The 14,329-nt window shown below is 45.2% G+C and carries 11 protein-coding genes; 10 read left to right on the top strand and 1 reads right to left on the bottom strand.

Features of this window, described 5'->3' with window-relative positions; genetic code table 11:
- The first annotated feature begins 17 nt into the window (after nucleotides 1-17).
- From hisS to ACED53_RS07815, 7 genes are all read left to right on the top strand, one after another.
- A complete protein-coding gene (gene hisS / locus ACED53_RS07845) occupies nucleotides 18-1,286 on the top strand; it encodes a histidine--tRNA ligase (RefSeq protein ID WP_017099588.1) in 1,269 nt (422 codons plus the stop codon).
- A 79-nt stretch (nucleotides 1,287-1,365) separates the two neighbouring features.
- On the top strand, nucleotides 1,366-1,980 hold the full coding sequence (locus ACED53_RS07840) for a YfgM family protein (RefSeq protein WP_017099589.1): 615 nt from the start codon (nucleotides 1,366-1,368) through the stop codon (nucleotides 1,978-1,980).
- A gap of 10 nt (nucleotides 1,981-1,990) precedes the next feature.
- Nucleotides 1,991-3,151: an outer membrane protein assembly factor BamB gene (gene bamB, locus ACED53_RS07835; RefSeq protein ID WP_009848297.1), complete on the top strand. Its 1,161-nt coding sequence runs from the start codon at nucleotides 1,991-1,993 to the stop codon at nucleotides 3,149-3,151.
- Between the two features lie 158 nt (nucleotides 3,152-3,309).
- Nucleotides 3,310-4,791 carry a ribosome biogenesis GTPase Der gene (der, locus tag ACED53_RS07830; RefSeq protein ID WP_010440555.1) on the top strand — a complete coding sequence of 494 codons (1,482 nt, stop codon included), beginning with the start codon at nucleotides 3,310-3,312 and terminating at the stop codon, nucleotides 4,789-4,791.
- Nucleotides 4,792-4,923: 132 nt separating this feature from the next.
- Nucleotides 4,924-5,844 carry a metal-dependent hydrolase gene (locus ACED53_RS07825; protein ID WP_017099590.1) on the top strand — a complete coding sequence of 307 codons (921 nt, stop codon included), beginning with the start codon at nucleotides 4,924-4,926 and terminating at the stop codon, nucleotides 5,842-5,844.
- A 290-nt stretch (nucleotides 5,845-6,134) separates the two neighbouring features.
- A complete protein-coding gene (locus ACED53_RS07820) occupies nucleotides 6,135-7,130 on the top strand; it encodes a sensor domain-containing diguanylate cyclase (protein ID WP_017099591.1) in 996 nt (331 codons plus the stop codon).
- Between the two features lie 42 nt (nucleotides 7,131-7,172).
- Nucleotides 7,173-7,400, top strand: coding sequence for a zinc ribbon domain-containing protein (locus tag ACED53_RS07815; RefSeq protein ID WP_017099592.1), 228 nt, complete (start codon nucleotides 7,173-7,175; stop codon nucleotides 7,398-7,400).
- 89 nt (nucleotides 7,401-7,489) lie between these two features.
- On the opposite strand, the gene xseA is transcribed toward ACED53_RS07815, so the two are convergent.
- Nucleotides 7,490-8,836, bottom strand: coding sequence for an exodeoxyribonuclease VII large subunit (xseA, locus tag ACED53_RS07810; protein ID WP_017066420.1), 1,347 nt, complete (start codon nucleotides 8,834-8,836; stop codon nucleotides 7,490-7,492).
- A 271-nt stretch (nucleotides 8,837-9,107) separates the two neighbouring features.
- Here xseA and guaB point away from each other — a divergent pair, with 271 nt between their 5' ends.
- The 3 genes from guaB (at nucleotide 9,108) to ACED53_RS07795 (ending at nucleotide 14,326) form a co-directional block, all read left to right on the top strand.
- The gene (gene guaB, locus ACED53_RS07805) at nucleotides 9,108-10,571 is read left to right on the top strand and encodes an IMP dehydrogenase (protein ID WP_010440594.1); all 1,464 of its coding nucleotides are present in this window, start codon (nucleotides 9,108-9,110) and stop codon (nucleotides 10,569-10,571) included.
- Nucleotides 10,572-10,773: 202 nt separating this feature from the next.
- Entirely contained in the window at nucleotides 10,774-12,327 is a 1,554-nt protein-coding gene (gene guaA / locus ACED53_RS07800) for a glutamine-hydrolyzing GMP synthase (RefSeq protein ID WP_017099594.1), read from the top strand.
- A gap of 286 nt (nucleotides 12,328-12,613) precedes the next feature.
- Nucleotides 12,614-14,326 carry a chitinase gene (locus ACED53_RS07795; protein ID WP_017099595.1) on the top strand — a complete coding sequence of 571 codons (1,713 nt, stop codon included), beginning with the start codon at nucleotides 12,614-12,616 and terminating at the stop codon, nucleotides 14,324-14,326.
- Nucleotides 14,327-14,329 lie beyond the last annotated feature (3 nt).

The following is a 14,329-nucleotide window of genomic DNA, read 5'->3' as shown; positions in this document are numbered from 1 at the left end:
ATTACGGAATAAATACTGTGGCTAAAAATATCCAAGCAATTCGAGGCATGAACGACTGCCTTCCAACTCAATCACCACTGTGGCAGAAAGTAGAAAGCGCAGTTAAAAGTGTGGTGAGCGCATACGGTTACAACGAAGTACGTATGCCTATCGTTGAAGAAACAAACCTATTTAGCCGTGCGGTTGGTGAAGAGACAGACGTTGTTTCTAAAGAGATGTACACCTTTGATGACCGCAATGGTGACAGTCTAACGCTGCGTCCAGAAGGAACAGCAGGTTGTGTACGTTCATGTATTCAAAACAGCCTTATTAACCGTGATGAACAGCGCCTATGGTACATGGGCCCAATGTTCCGTCACGAGCGTCCTCAAAAAGGTCGTTACCGTCAATTCCACCAATGTGGTGTTGAAGTGTTTGGCCTAGACGGCCCAGACGTTGACGCTGAACTTATTATGATGACAGCACGTCTATGGCGTGAACTAGGTATCGATAAGCACGTTCGTCTTGAATTGAACTCAATCGGTTCTCAAGAAGATCGCGTAAGCTACCGTACTGCGTTAGTGGCTTTCCTTGAGCAACACATTGATGTGCTAGATGAAGACTGCAAACGTCGCATGCACACTAACCCTCTACGTGTTCTGGATACTAAGAACCCGGATGTTCAAGCTATCTTAGGTGACGCACCTCGACTATCTGAATATCTAGGTGAAGAATCGAAGCAACATTTTGCTGGTTTGTGTGAACTTCTTGACGCTGTTGGTATCGAATACCAAGTTAACGAGCGTCTAGTACGCGGCCTAGATTACTACAACCGCACCGTATTTGAGTGGATCACAGACAGCCTTGGTGCCCAAGGTACAGTATGTGGTGGTGGCCGTTACGATGGTCTTGTTGAACAACTCGGCGGCAAAGCAACCAATGCGGTTGGCTTCGCTATGGGTCTAGAGCGTCTAGTCCTTATGATGGAAACGCTAGAACTTACAGAAGTTCGTCGTAGTGTTGACGTATACATGGTTGCTGCTGGCGAAGGTACAATGATCGCGGGCATGCAGTTAGCGAATCAATTACGCGATAACGTTGAAGGCGTACGTGTGATGAACCACTTCGGTGGTGGTAACTTCAAGAAGCAATTCAAACGTGCTGACAAAGTAGGTGCTGTTGTGGCGTTGGTACTTGGTGAGAACGAGGTTGCTGACAATACAGTTGTGCTAAAAGATTTGGTTGGCGGTGTGCAAGAAACCGTGTCTCAAGCGGAAGTTGCAGAGAAAGTTGCTGCGCTAATCTAGTTAGCCATTGAGCAAACGCTCATCATGAATATTAACGTCAGCACTATGCTGGCGTTTAAAGAATTAAAGAGGACAGGAAGTGGAACTTTACGATAGCGAAGAGCAACAAGTTGAAGCCATTAAAGATTGGTGGAAAGAGAACGGTAAAGCCGTAATCTTTGGTGCGGTTATTGGTTTAGGTGGTCTATTCGGTTGGCGCTATTACCAAGACTCAGTCGTTGAAGCGCGTGAAGCAGCTTCAGAAAGCTACACCTCTGTAATTTCAGCTCTTGATACTAAGGGCGTTGATGCTCAATCTGATATTCAAGCTTTCATCGACGCAAACAAAGACGCTGAATACTCTGTTCTTGCTGCTATGCAATTAGCTAAAGCGCAAGTTCAAGCGGGTGACCTTGCAGCAGCACTTGAACAGCTTGAGTGGGCAAAATCGGCAACTAAGGACGCGGCATTAGCACCACTACTTACTTACCGTGTTGCTCGTATCAAAGCTGAGCAAGGTGAATTTGACGCAGCATTGACTGATCTTGAAGCGATGACTGACGAATCTTGGACTGGCCGTGTTGCTGAACTGCGTGGTGATATCTCACTTCGTAAAGGCGACACAGATGCAGCTTACAGTGCTTACTCTGAAGCTCAACAAGCTGCTGATGCGAGCCAAACGCTTCAAATCAAACTTGACGACCTAGCTAAATAAGGCGCTTTGAATGAAGAAGATGTTTCCAAAAGCGGCGTTGTGTGCGATTGCTCTTGGCCTGCTAGCGGGCTGTGCAAGTGAAGAAGACACCGTAATCATGGCACCAGTACCAACGGTAAACAGCGAGTTTACTCCTAGCCAGGAATGGTCTACGTCGGTTGGTGATGGTGTTGGTCACTACTTTTCAAAACTAACGCCGGAATTGGCTTACGACAAAGTATTTGTTGCAAGCCGTGAAGGTATGGTTAAAGCGCTTGACCCTGAAACAGGTAAAGAGCTTTGGAAAGTCGATCTTGAGAAAGAAGTACTGGCTCGTTTATCGGGTGGCTTAACGGCAGCTTACGGTAAGGTATTTGTTGGTTCTGAAAATGGCGAAGTGATCGCGCTGGATGAATCAACCGGTGAAGAGCTGTGGCGTGTATCAGTGAATGGTGAGGTGCTTGCATCCCCTGCAACTGAAAGCAACATGGTTATTGTTCATACCAGTCGTGGCATGTTGACCGCGTTAGATCAAGAAAGCGGTGAGCAAAAATGGACCATCAGTACCGAAGTACCAAGCCTAACACTTCGTGGCGATAGCTCGCCTGTTACTGTTTCAGGTGGTGTATTCTGGGGTACGGCAAATGGTCGTTTAGCCGCAGCTATCGTTGATCGTGGTCAGCTTATTTGGCAACAGCCAGTAGGCACGCCAAAAGGTGCAACGGAAATCGATCGTTTAGTTGATGTGGATGCATCACCGGTTGTTCTTGGTGGCACCCTGTATACCGTAGGTATCAATGGTCAGCTGATTGCTATCGATCTTCGTTCTGGTAAGCCAGTTTGGAAACGTAACTACTCGTCAGCGATTGATTTAGCGAGTGATGGTAGCCGTTTGTTCGTTGTGACTGACAAAGACCATGTGGTTGCGGTTGATGCGCGTAGTGGTACTGAACTGTGGAGCACTCCATTGTTAGAAAACCGCTTACTGACAGCACCTGCTATTATTAATGGTTATGTAGTTGTTGGTGATACTGAAGGTTATCTGCACTGGTTAGATCGTTCATCGGGTGAGTTTGTTGCTCAACAGTTGGTCGATGATAGCGGCTTTGCGGTTGCGCCAATTGAAATGCCTGAAGGCTACTTAGTGACGACTCGCAATGGCGATGTAAAGAAACTAACGATTAGCCAATAAAAGCGTGATATAATTCACAGTCGGCTCCTGGTTGGTAACAGCTAGGAGCCGTTTTGTTGTTATAAATTAATAAACCGTGTGGTTATAGGTAAGAGTTTAAACTTGCGATCAAGTGCTTACCTATAACTACATTTAGAGAAGAAATTGTAGAGGTTGTTATGGTACCTGTTGTTGCTCTAGTAGGGCGTCCGAACGTAGGTAAATCTACGTTATTTAACCGATTGACTCGAACTCGTGATGCATTGGTTGCGGATTTCCCTGGCTTAACGCGTGACCGTAAATACGGTCATGCTCATTTTAGCGAGCATGACTTTATTGTTATCGACACTGGTGGTATCGACGGTACCGAAGAAGGTGTTGAAACTAAAATGGCTGAACAGTCGCTAGCGGCGATTGATGAAGCTGATGTCGTTCTATTTATGGTAGATGGCCGTGCGGGTCTAACACCTTCAGACGTAGCTATTGCTAAGCACCTTCGTCAACTAGAAAAGCCTTCAATGCTAGTAGTAAACAAGGTTGATGGTATCGACCCTGATGCTGCAAGTGCTGATTTCTGGCAACTAGGCGTAGAAGACATGTACCAAATCGCTGCAGCGCACGGTCGTGGTGTAACTGCGTTGATTGATCTTGCTCTAAACCCATTCGCTGAAGCGTTAAAAGCTGAGAATGGCGAAGTAAGCGATTTAACTGAATTTGAAGACGAAGAAGAAGAGCAAGTTGATTTCACTGAAGAAGAAGCGGAAGAAGAATTCAAGCGCCTTCAAGATCAACCGATTAAGCTAGCGATCATTGGTCGTCCAAACGTAGGTAAATCAACACTAACTAACCGTATTCTTGGTGAAGAACGTGTTGTTGTTTACGATATGCCAGGTACAACTCGTGACTCTATCTACATTCCGATGCAGCGTGATGAGCGTGAATACGTTCTGATTGATACTGCGGGTGTTCGTCGCCGTAAAAATATCAACGAAACAGTTGAGAAGTTCTCAGTGGTTAAAACACTGAAAGCGATTGAAGATGCTAACGTTGTATTACTGCTTATCGATGCTCGCGAGAACATCTCAGATCAAGATCTAAGCTTGTTAGGCTTTGCGTTGAATGCTGGTCGTTCAATTGTTATTGCCGTAAACAAGTGGGATGGCCTAGATAACGACGTTAAAGATCGTGTTAAGAAAGAACTAGATCGTCGTTTAGGTTTCGTTGATTTCGCACGTATTCACTTTATCTCTGCACTTCACGGTACTGGTGTTGGTCACTTGTTTGAGTCTGTTCAAGAAGCTTATAAGTCAGCAACGACTCGTGTTGGTACTTCTGTACTTACTCGTATCATGAAGATGGCGACTGATGATCACCAACCACCTATGGTTCGTGGTCGTCGTGTTAAATTGAAATACGCGCACGCTGGTGGCTACAACCCACCGATTATCGTTATCCACGGTAACCAAGTACGTAACTTGCCAGATTCATACAAACGATTCTTGATGAACTACTACCGTCGTTCACTAGAAATTATGGGTACACCTATTCGAATTCAATTCCAGAACAGCGAAAACCCATTTGAAGCTAAGACTAACAAGCTGACAATTTCTCAAGAACGTAAACGTAAACGTATGATGAGCATGGTTAAAGGTCGTAAGTAAACCTTTCCAATAGATTTGATACCCGAGCCTGTCTCGGGTATTTTTTTAAGTAAAATTCACGTTATCTGATAATCGCGTCTTTGATTCCGTTATCAGCTAGCGACTTAGACTAGATTCCAAAAGAAGAATGATATGACCACTAGCGATCCAATGACACCAGCGACATCCATGAAACCAATAATAGTTATCACACCAACCATCACTCAATTTTGTCATCAAACTTGGTTGCTCAATGCAAAAGCGGTGTACGTTGAAAGTGACGACAGCAAAACTTACTTGATCACTGACGTGACACCTTTCCACCCTGTGAGTCATATTTGGCCCGATCACCCAGCAGACCGAGGTTTTGTCAGCGTAGGTGGTGAACAGTATATTGTTGAAGATTGCCTTGTCGGTGCAATAGAGCAATCTACTGGAAATCTTTATATTGCAGCAGATATCCCTGTTAAGCGTGATACGGAAGGGTGGGCGTTTGTGGTTGTCCACCAACTACCTGTATCAGCTTCTATTATTAAAATTGGCGATGAAGTTGAGTTGTCGGTTGATAAAGAGCACCAAGCCAGTTTGAGCCGCGGTCATAGTGCCGGACATATTGCCTTCTTAGCCTTGAATAAAGTATTAGCTGAGAGTTACTGGCGTAAAGATGCGGATAGAAAAGATCCACTCGGCAGCTATGACTTCAATAGCTACGCACAGGTGACTAGCTTTGTGACTCCAGAGTTGTGTACCGATAAGTATCGTTTAGGTAAAACATTGAAGAAACGTGGTCTGAACGTTGCTGACATGCTAACGAACCTTGATGGCATTGAGGCCAATATCAACCAGATGATTGCAGGCTGGCTTGCTGAATCGACTCTTGTAACGATGAGACTAGAAGGTGAGTCGTTAACAGACTCTCGCTACTGGGAATGGCAACTAGATGACGAGACTTTAGTGTCTATTCCGTGTGGTGGTACTCACATCGACAATACTTCAGAACTTAAGGCATTGTCGGTTAAGTTAACCCAATTAGATGACCAACATATCGAAATGCAGACGTGTGTCTCTCGATGATCTCAATTAAAGATCGAAAATAGATTGTTCTGCATTGTTGGTTTTATTCGTTTACTTCTAGTCATATATTCCATTGTAAATTGAAATGCAGTATATGTAACTTATGCTTTCGGTGTGTGGTGATATAAATATTCTTTTTGGGGTAGATCGCTGATCAAAGTAGATAAAGCAAAAGATCAACCTATGATCTTCGGTGGTGTGTTGTGGTAATTTAGTGTGTTAATATTGACCAGTATATAGGCTTGCATAAGAACAAGCTGTTCCCACCATATAATTGAAAGCTTTAGTGAATGAAACAACAATTTTTATTAGAAGGTCACCGAGCAGTAAACAGTTTGCTTCGAAAGCTTGCCCTTGGGTTGGATCGCAAAGAATTAAATCGCAAGATCATTCAACTCACCGAGCAGATTTTTGGTCAAAGGATGGCCTCTATCCTATTGCTAAACCCCGAATCGAATACATTACATTTAGAATATGCTCCAAACTTGCCTGATTTTTATAACCAGCAGATAGAAGGGGTGGGGGTTGGTGCCGGAATTGGTTCTTGTGGCGAAGCGGCGGCACTTAAGAAAGCTGTCATGGTCTCCAATATTAATGCACACCCGAATTGGATTCCTTTCTTAGCCTTAACCAATCAGGCCAATCTTCATGCATGTTGGTCAGTGCCAATCATCTCTTCACATGGTCACGTATTAGGTACCTTCGCAATTTACAGTCAGTACATCTCTGAACCTCATGAGTTTGAACTTGAGATCTTAGAGTTATTGGCTTCTCTGTATTCAGTCGCGCTTGAAAAGTATGAGTTAGAGAATCAACTCAACTTTTTTGCCAATCGGGACTCCCTAACACACAGTTTGAATCGCCGAGCATTGCTGAGAGAAGCCGAGCAGGTGTTAACTAACCGGTGTTTTACTGAAAAAGTGATGGCATGCCTGTTTGTTGATGTCGATAAATTTAAGTCAATAAACGATACGTTTGGCCACAGCTTTGGTGATGATGTGTTGTTAGCCGTTGCAAAAGTGCTTGATGAGGCAACGACTGCCTGTGCCAAGATAGGGCGCTATGGGGGCGATGAGTTTGTCGTGTTCTCTTGCTTTGATGATCAAGAAAGTGTGCTGAACTTTTATCGAAGCTTAGAAAGAACCTTGGAACAAGCGCTCTATATCGATGGCACTCAGTTTTCTGTCAGCGTTGGACTTTCTTATGATAAAGATCCTGAGTCATTGGAAGGCTTGATCGCACAAGCTGATAAGAACATGTACCAAATCAAGCAAGCTAAGTCTTAGCAGTAGTAGATTGTAAAAAAAGTAGTGAGTTAGGAAATGCTAATGAGTGAAAATATCTGCCCTAAGTGCCAATCAGAGCTAGGTTGGGATGGAAAGTATCACTGTGAAAGTTGTCAGGCACACTTTACTAAGGTTGGGTTTTGTCCTGAGTGCAGCAGCCAACTTGAGAAGCTTCAAGCCTGTGGTGCAGCGAGCTATTTTTGTAATGGTGAGTGTAATGAGCTTAAATCTAAATCGAGAGTAAAGTTCGAATTCCAACCAGCGGAATAGCCTTAAATTATTTGGTTTGAACGACAATCGGTGATGTTATACCAGAGACTCAATACCAAAGTGTTGGGTCTTTTTTGTATCTAATGAACCTAGAGCTCGCTCTTGGCGACTCTTGTTGTCACTTGCGACTCAATCACACCGTCTTCAACTTGAGTGGTGATCACTTCGCCTACTTCGACGTCGTTAATCGATGACACGGTCTTGCTCGATGCTGAATGAGTAATGCTGTAGCCACGCTTTAACGTGGCAAGTGGACTAACGGTCTCTAACTTCTCGGCAGCCATGGCTAGCTGGTGGCGAGTGGTCAGTAATGTCTTATCCATCGCATCCAATAGTTTTTGCTCTGAACGTTGTAGATGCAGTTTTTGTTCACCAAGGCGTTTCACTGGCGAGTTCAGCTGAAGCTGGTGCTGTTTGCGCTCAACACGCTGTGCATGCTGCTTTAGGTATTGAGTCATACCGCGACGCAAACGCATGTCTAGGTCATCAAGCTGCTGACTCTGCTTTTGCAGTTGGTAGCTCGGGTGTTGTTTCTCTAAGCGGTATTTCAACGTTTGAGTGGATTGTGCTTGTTTGATTAACACATGACGAATCGCACTGACTAAGCGAGCACGTTTAGAGGCATAAGCTTGCTCTTTATGACTGTTGTCACGGCTAACCAATTCTGCAGCTGCTGATGGCGTTGGAGCTCGCATATCTGCGACGAAATCGGCGATAGTGACATCAACTTCATGCCCAACGGCGCTGATAATCGGGATTTGGCTTGCAGCGATTGTGCGAGCTACGATCTCGTTATTGAAGCACCATAAGTCTTCTAACGAACCGCCGCCTCGGCCAACGATCAACACATCACACTCATTGCGCTCATTGGCACGCCCAATCGCCTGAGCAATTTGAATTGCCGCCTCTTCGCCTTGAACCATGGTTGGGTAAACCACAACAGGCAATGAAGGATCGCGTCTTTTCAGGACATCAAGAATATCAAACAGTGCTGCACCGGTTTTAGAGGTGATGACGCCAACGCGTTTTGGATGTTCAGGAAGCGGTTGCTTACTCGATTGAGCAAACAGGCCTTCAGCGGCAAGGTTCATCTTCAGCTTTTCAAACTCTTGCTGAAGCTTGCCGTCACCTTCTGGCTGCATGCTTTCGATGATCAGTTGATAATCACCGCGTGGCTCATAAAGAGATAGACGCGCTTTAACTAGCACTTGATTACCGTTCTGAGGCTTAAAAGTCACACGACGATTATTGCCACGAAACATAGCGCACTTAACTTGAGCGCGAGAGTCTTTAAGCGTGAGGTACCAGTGACCAGAGACAGGTGCAGAGAAATTTGAGATTTCACCAACGAGCCAGACTATTCCCATTTCGTTTTCTAATAGGAGACGAACCTCTGAATTGAGGCGAGAAACAGTAAAGATGTTTGGATTGGTCATAGAAGCGCTATCTATCCTTGAAGGAAGGTCTTTCTCTTGGAATCTCACTGGGCGTGAGTATGGAAGATAGCGGTAATATAATACATAGCAAGGGGGTAAATGCAAATTAAAAGTATAAAAATGTGTAGCCAAGCGATTTCGTTGGCCGTATAATCCGTCCGCAATATCTAATCCAAATGCAGTTTGATTTTCCTTAATTGGCTGCCCTCATTAGGCGAAACGATGAGATTGGATTGTTTCTTTTTACTCCTATTATTGTGAGATATTGCAAATGCTAAGAATTGCCAAAGAAGCGCTGACATTCGACGACGTACTGCTAGTGCCAGCACACTCCACCGTTCTCCCTAATACAGCTGATCTTCGCACTCAGTTGACGAAGAATATTTCCCTAAACATCCCAATGATCTCTGCATCGATGGATACTGTGACAGAAGCTCGCCTAGCGATTGCACTGGCACAAGAAGGAGGAATAGGCTTCATTCATAAGAACATGTCTATTGAACAGCAAGCTGAAATGGTTCGCCAGGTTAAAATTTACGAAGCAGGTGTGGTTTCTCACCCTGTTACTGTAAACCCTGACGCGACAATCGCTGATGTTGTAGCTCTTACTCAAAAACACGGCTTCGCCGGTTTCCCTGTTGTTACTGAAACAAACGAACTTGTTGGTATTATTACTGGCCGTGACGTTCGCTTTGTGACTGACCTTTCTAAGAAAGTTGACGTAGTAATGACGCCTAAAGCTCGCCTTGCTTCTGTTAAAGAAGGTGCAACTCGTGAAGAAGTTCAAGAGAAAATGCACGAAGCGCGTGTTGAAAAAGTTCTTGTTGTAAATGATGACTTCCAACTAACTGGAATGATCACTGCGAAAGATTTCCACAAAGCTGAACGTAAACCAAACGCTTGTAAAGATGAGCGCGGCAGCCTACGTGTAGGTGCAGCTGTTGGTGCTGGTGCTGGTAACGAAGAGCGCGTTGCTGCTCTAGTTGAAGCTGGCGTAGACGTTCTACTTATCGACTCTTCACACGGTCACTCTGAAGGCGTACTTAACCGTATCCGCGAAACTCGCGCTGCATACCCTGATCTACAAATCATCGGTGGTAACGTAGCAACTGGCGCTGGCGCTCGTGCTCTTATCGAAGCCGGTGTTAGTGCGGTTAAAGTAGGTATCGGCCCAGGTTCAATCTGTACGACTCGTATCGTTACTGGTGTTGGTGTTCCTCAAGTAACAGCAATCGCAGACGCGGCTGAAGTAGCTAACGAATACGGTATTCCAGTAATCGCAGATGGCGGCATTCGCTTCTCTGGCGATATCTGTAAAGCTATCGTTGCTGGCGCATCTTGTGTGATGGTTGGTTCAATGTTCGCGGGTACTGAAGAAGCTCCGGGTGAAGTTATCCTTTATAACGGTCGTTCTTACAAGTCTTACCGTGGTATGGGTTCTCTTGGCGCTATGTCTCAAGGTTCTTCTGACCGTTACTTCCAATCTGACAACGCTGCAGACAAGCTTGTTCCAGAAGGTATTGAAGGTCGTATCGCATACAAAGGTCGTCTAAAAGAGATCGTTCACCAACAGATGGGCGGTTTACGCTCAAGCATGGGCCTAACGGGTTCTGCAACTGTTGAAGATATGCGTACTAAAGCTGAGTTTGTTCGTATCTCTGGTGCGGGCATGAAAGAATCTCACGTACACGATGTTCAAATCACGAAAGAAGCACCTAACTACCGTTTAGGTTAATAATACGTCCAAACGTTTGAATAATGTGCTGATTTAGTCGGCACATTATTTTATCTACCGCCTGTTTTGCAGAAAGTCTGATTTTCTCAAAACACGAGGTTACAGATAACCAACGAAAACGTTTGCTTTATTTCTTGAAGAGTTAATCAGAGGTGAGTAAACTCGCCTCCGTTTTATCACATAGCCAATAAGACTGCTTACAATGACTAAAAATATTCATGACCAACGTATTCTAATTCTGGACTTCGGTTCTCAATACACACAGCTAGTAGCTCGTCGTATTCGTGAGATCGGTGTTTACTGTGAACTTTGGAGCTGGGACGTAGAAGAAGCGGATATTCGTGAATTCAATCCAGACGGTATCATCCTATCTGGTGGCCCTGAAAGTGTAACGGAAGAGAATTCTCCACGTGCACCTCAGTACGTATTTGATTCAGGTGTTCCTGTCTTCGGTATCTGCTACGGCATGCAAACTATGGCTGAGCAACTTGGCGGTAAAGTAGCAACATCTACTGAGCGCGAGTTCGGCTACGCGGCTGTACAAGTGACGGGTGAATCTGCACTTTTCGCCGACCTTGAGACAACTCAAGATGTTTGGATGAGCCACGGTGACAAAGTGGTTGAAATCCCTGCTGATTTCACAAAAATCGCAGAGACAGATACTTGCCCATACGCTGCAATGGCAAACGAAGAGAAGAAATACTACGGTGTTCAATTCCACCCAGAAGTAACGCACACTAAAAACGGCCTAAAAATGCTTGAGAACTTCGTTCTTAACGCGTGTGGTTGTGAAGGTCTGTGGACTTCAGCATCTATCATTGAAGATGCAGTTGCACGTATTAAAGAGCAAGTAGGTGACGACGAAGTTATCCTTGGTCTTTCTGGTGGTGTTGATTCATCAGTCGTAGCAATGCTTGCTCACCGCGCTATCGGCGACAAACTGACATGTGTATTTGTAGATAACGGCCTTCTTCGTTTAAACGAAGGTGAGCAGGTTATGGAGATGTTTGGTGACCAATTCGGCCTAAACATCATTAAAGTTGATGCGGAAGATCGTTTCCTTAACGCTCTGGAAGGCGAAGCTGAACCTGAAGCGAAACGTAAGATCATCGGTCACGTATTCGTAGATATCTTCGACGAAGAGTCTAAGAAACTGAAGAATGCTAAATGGCTTGCTCAGGGTACTATCTACCCAGACGTAATCGAGTCTGCAGCATCTAAGACAGGTAAAGCACACGTAATCAAATCTCACCACAACGTTGGTGGCCTTCCTGATGATATGGAAATGGGCCTTGTTGAGCCTCTACGTGAGCTGTTTAAAGATGAAGTACGTAAGATCGGCCTAGAGCTTGGTCTTCCATACAACATGCTTTACCGCCACCCATTCCCAGGTCCAGGTCTAGGTGTTCGTGTACTTGGTGAAGTGAAGAAAGAGTACTGTGATTTACTGCGTCGTGCTGATGCTATCTTCATTGAAGAGCTTCACGCTGCTGACCTTTACCACAAAGTATCTCAAGCATTCACGGTATTCCTACCTGTACGTTCAGTTGGCGTAATGGGCGATGGCCGTAAGTACGATTGGGTTGTATCTCTACGTGCAGTAGAAACTATCGACTTCATGACTGCTCACTGGGCACACTTACCATACGACTTCCTAGGTAAGGTATCTAACCGTATTATCAACGAAGTTAACGGCATTTCACGTGTTGTTTACGATATTTCTGGTAAGCCACCAGCAACTATCGAGTGGGAATAATCTCTTAGAGATTTAACCAGTTTTGATTAAGCTCTTAAGCCTCGAACTTTGTTCGAGGCTTTTTTCTTTTTATTTAGGAGATTAAGGATTTACATCTACAACGAGCAACCAAATCCGTTGGAAGTTAGATATCACCTCAAGAAACAATGAGACGTTTTGTTGTGTTGAAGGATACATAAAAGTGTCACTCGCACTTTTTATAAATTCACATGGTAACGACTGGCTCATTTCCCATGCGCCGCATACTCTTTGATGGACTTATTAAGGACAGATAAGAGAATCCATCATGTTAAAAATCAAATATTTGGCGACAGTCGTTGGCTGCACTTTAGCAGCACACAGTTACGCGTCTTTGAACATTCAACCTGATCCGCAAAACCCGAATGGCTACCTTGTTGAAAAGTCTGCACTGCAAGCTGCTGAACAAGCGAAAACATCCGATCCTATGTATGCGATCTGGTCACAAGCATTACAAACTCGTCCCAATAGTATTGTTGAAGCTATTGAACCGGGTTTAGCCTCGAATCCTGAAAATGTGAAACGAGTCGAGCGTGTATTCCCTCAATCTGAATGGGACTTCCTCACTCAGATGGCTGCGGCAGAATACACGTACACTCGCTTCTTACGGGCGATTGGTAAATTCCCAGCCTTCTGTGGAGAGTACACTGATGGCCGAGACTCAGACGCCATCTGTAAAAAATCCATCATCACGGCCTTTGCTCATTTCGCTCAAGAAACAGGCGGGCACATCGCAATAGATAACACCTCTGATAACCCATTAGCTCTAGAAGAGTGGCAGCAAGCGCTGGTGCATGTTCGAGAAATGGGTTGGTCAGAAGGTCAAGAGGGTTACACCACCGGTTGTGGTCAGAACGATTGGCAGAATGCACGTTGGCCTTGTGCGGCAGGGCAGGGTTACTTTGGACGTGGTGCTAAACAGCTTTCTTACCATTTTAACTACGGTGCGTTCTCGGAAGTTATGTTCGATGGTGATGCGACGGTTCTATTGAATAACCCAGGTTTGGTTGCTGATTCATGGTTGAACTTGGCTTCTGCTATCTGGTTCTTCCTTACACCTCAAGCTCCTAAACCTGCCATGCTGCACGTTATTGACCGCACTTGGACACCCTCTCAGCGTGAGTTGGATGCGGGAATTGGCTATGGGTTTGGTACCACAATCAACGTAATTAATGGTGGTATCGAGTGTGGTGAGCAGAACAAAGACAAAGGCCAACCGGTTAACCGAATTCGTTATAGGGAAGGATTAGCTGCGCATTATCTGATCCCTGTAGAAGCGGATGAAGCCAATACATGTTGGCAGCAAACGCCTTATGGAAGCTTGAACTTGAATGGTGCGACTGATGTGTTGTACACCAACTGGGATGGTAACTGGAAATACTACGCAGACCGCCCAGAAGGCTATTCATTTGAGTGTGAGCTTGTTGGTTTCCAAACCGCTTATTCAGCCTTGGTGGCCGGAGATTATGAGAAGTGTGTGACCAATTTTTATGGATCACATGCGAGTTGGCCAGAAGTGAAAGTGGTCGATAAGCTTGATCCGGTTGACCCTGGTACTAACCCCGGAGGCAATGGTTGGAGTGTAACGAAAGTTTACAATGCTGGCGACCAAGTCACTCACAACGGCGCGACTTATCAAGCTAAGTGGTGGACTCAAGGGGATGATCCTGCCAATGGCGGCCCTTGGAAATTAGTAGCGGGTGAGCCAACACCACCCGTAGTGACAGATCCATCGCCAGTTGTCCCTGCACCTGTCGATCCTGCTCCGGTAGACCCAACACCGGTTGAACCACCTGTGACTGAGCCGCCTGTCGTTGTTGATCCATCGGTGTTTATCACATGGCAAGCGGGTGTTAGCCAAGTGAGTAATGGCGACAAGGTGACACATAATGGCAAGTGCTTCGTAGCTAAAAACGGTCCAGGTGTCTGGGAAAGCCCTGTTCAATCGAACTGGTTCTGGGATGAAATTAGCTGTAAATAATTA

The organism is Vibrio sp. 1F169 (assembly GCF_041439605.1).
Taxonomy (GTDB): Bacteria; Pseudomonadota; Gammaproteobacteria; order Enterobacterales; family Vibrionaceae; genus Vibrio; species Vibrio tasmaniensis_A.
This window is presented reverse-complemented; position numbering and strand designations above follow the sequence as displayed.

Excerpts from the sequence above, each read along its gene's own strand:
- guaA (WP_017099594.1), top strand. The coding sequence starts at position 10,774 with ATGACTAAAAATATTCATGACCAACGTATTCTAATTCTGGACTTCGGT.
- ACED53_RS07825 (WP_017099590.1), top strand. The coding sequence starts at position 4,924 with ATGACCACTAGCGATCCAATGACACCAGCGACATCCATGAAACCAATA.
- bamB (WP_009848297.1), top strand. The coding sequence starts at position 1,991 with ATGAAGAAGATGTTTCCAAAAGCGGCGTTGTGTGCGATTGCTCTTGGC.
- xseA (WP_017066420.1), bottom strand. The coding sequence starts at position 8,836 with ATGACCAATCCAAACATCTTTACTGTTTCTCGCCTCAATTCAGAGGTT.
- ACED53_RS07820 (WP_017099591.1), top strand. The coding sequence starts at position 6,135 with ATGAAACAACAATTTTTATTAGAAGGTCACCGAGCAGTAAACAGTTTG.
- der (WP_010440555.1), top strand. The coding sequence starts at position 3,310 with ATGGTACCTGTTGTTGCTCTAGTAGGGCGTCCGAACGTAGGTAAATCT.
- ACED53_RS07815 (WP_017099592.1), top strand. The coding sequence starts at position 7,173 with ATGAGTGAAAATATCTGCCCTAAGTGCCAATCAGAGCTAGGTTGGGAT.
- guaB (WP_010440594.1), top strand. The coding sequence starts at position 9,108 with ATGCTAAGAATTGCCAAAGAAGCGCTGACATTCGACGACGTACTGCTA.
- ACED53_RS07795 (WP_017099595.1), top strand. The coding sequence starts at position 12,614 with ATGTTAAAAATCAAATATTTGGCGACAGTCGTTGGCTGCACTTTAGCA.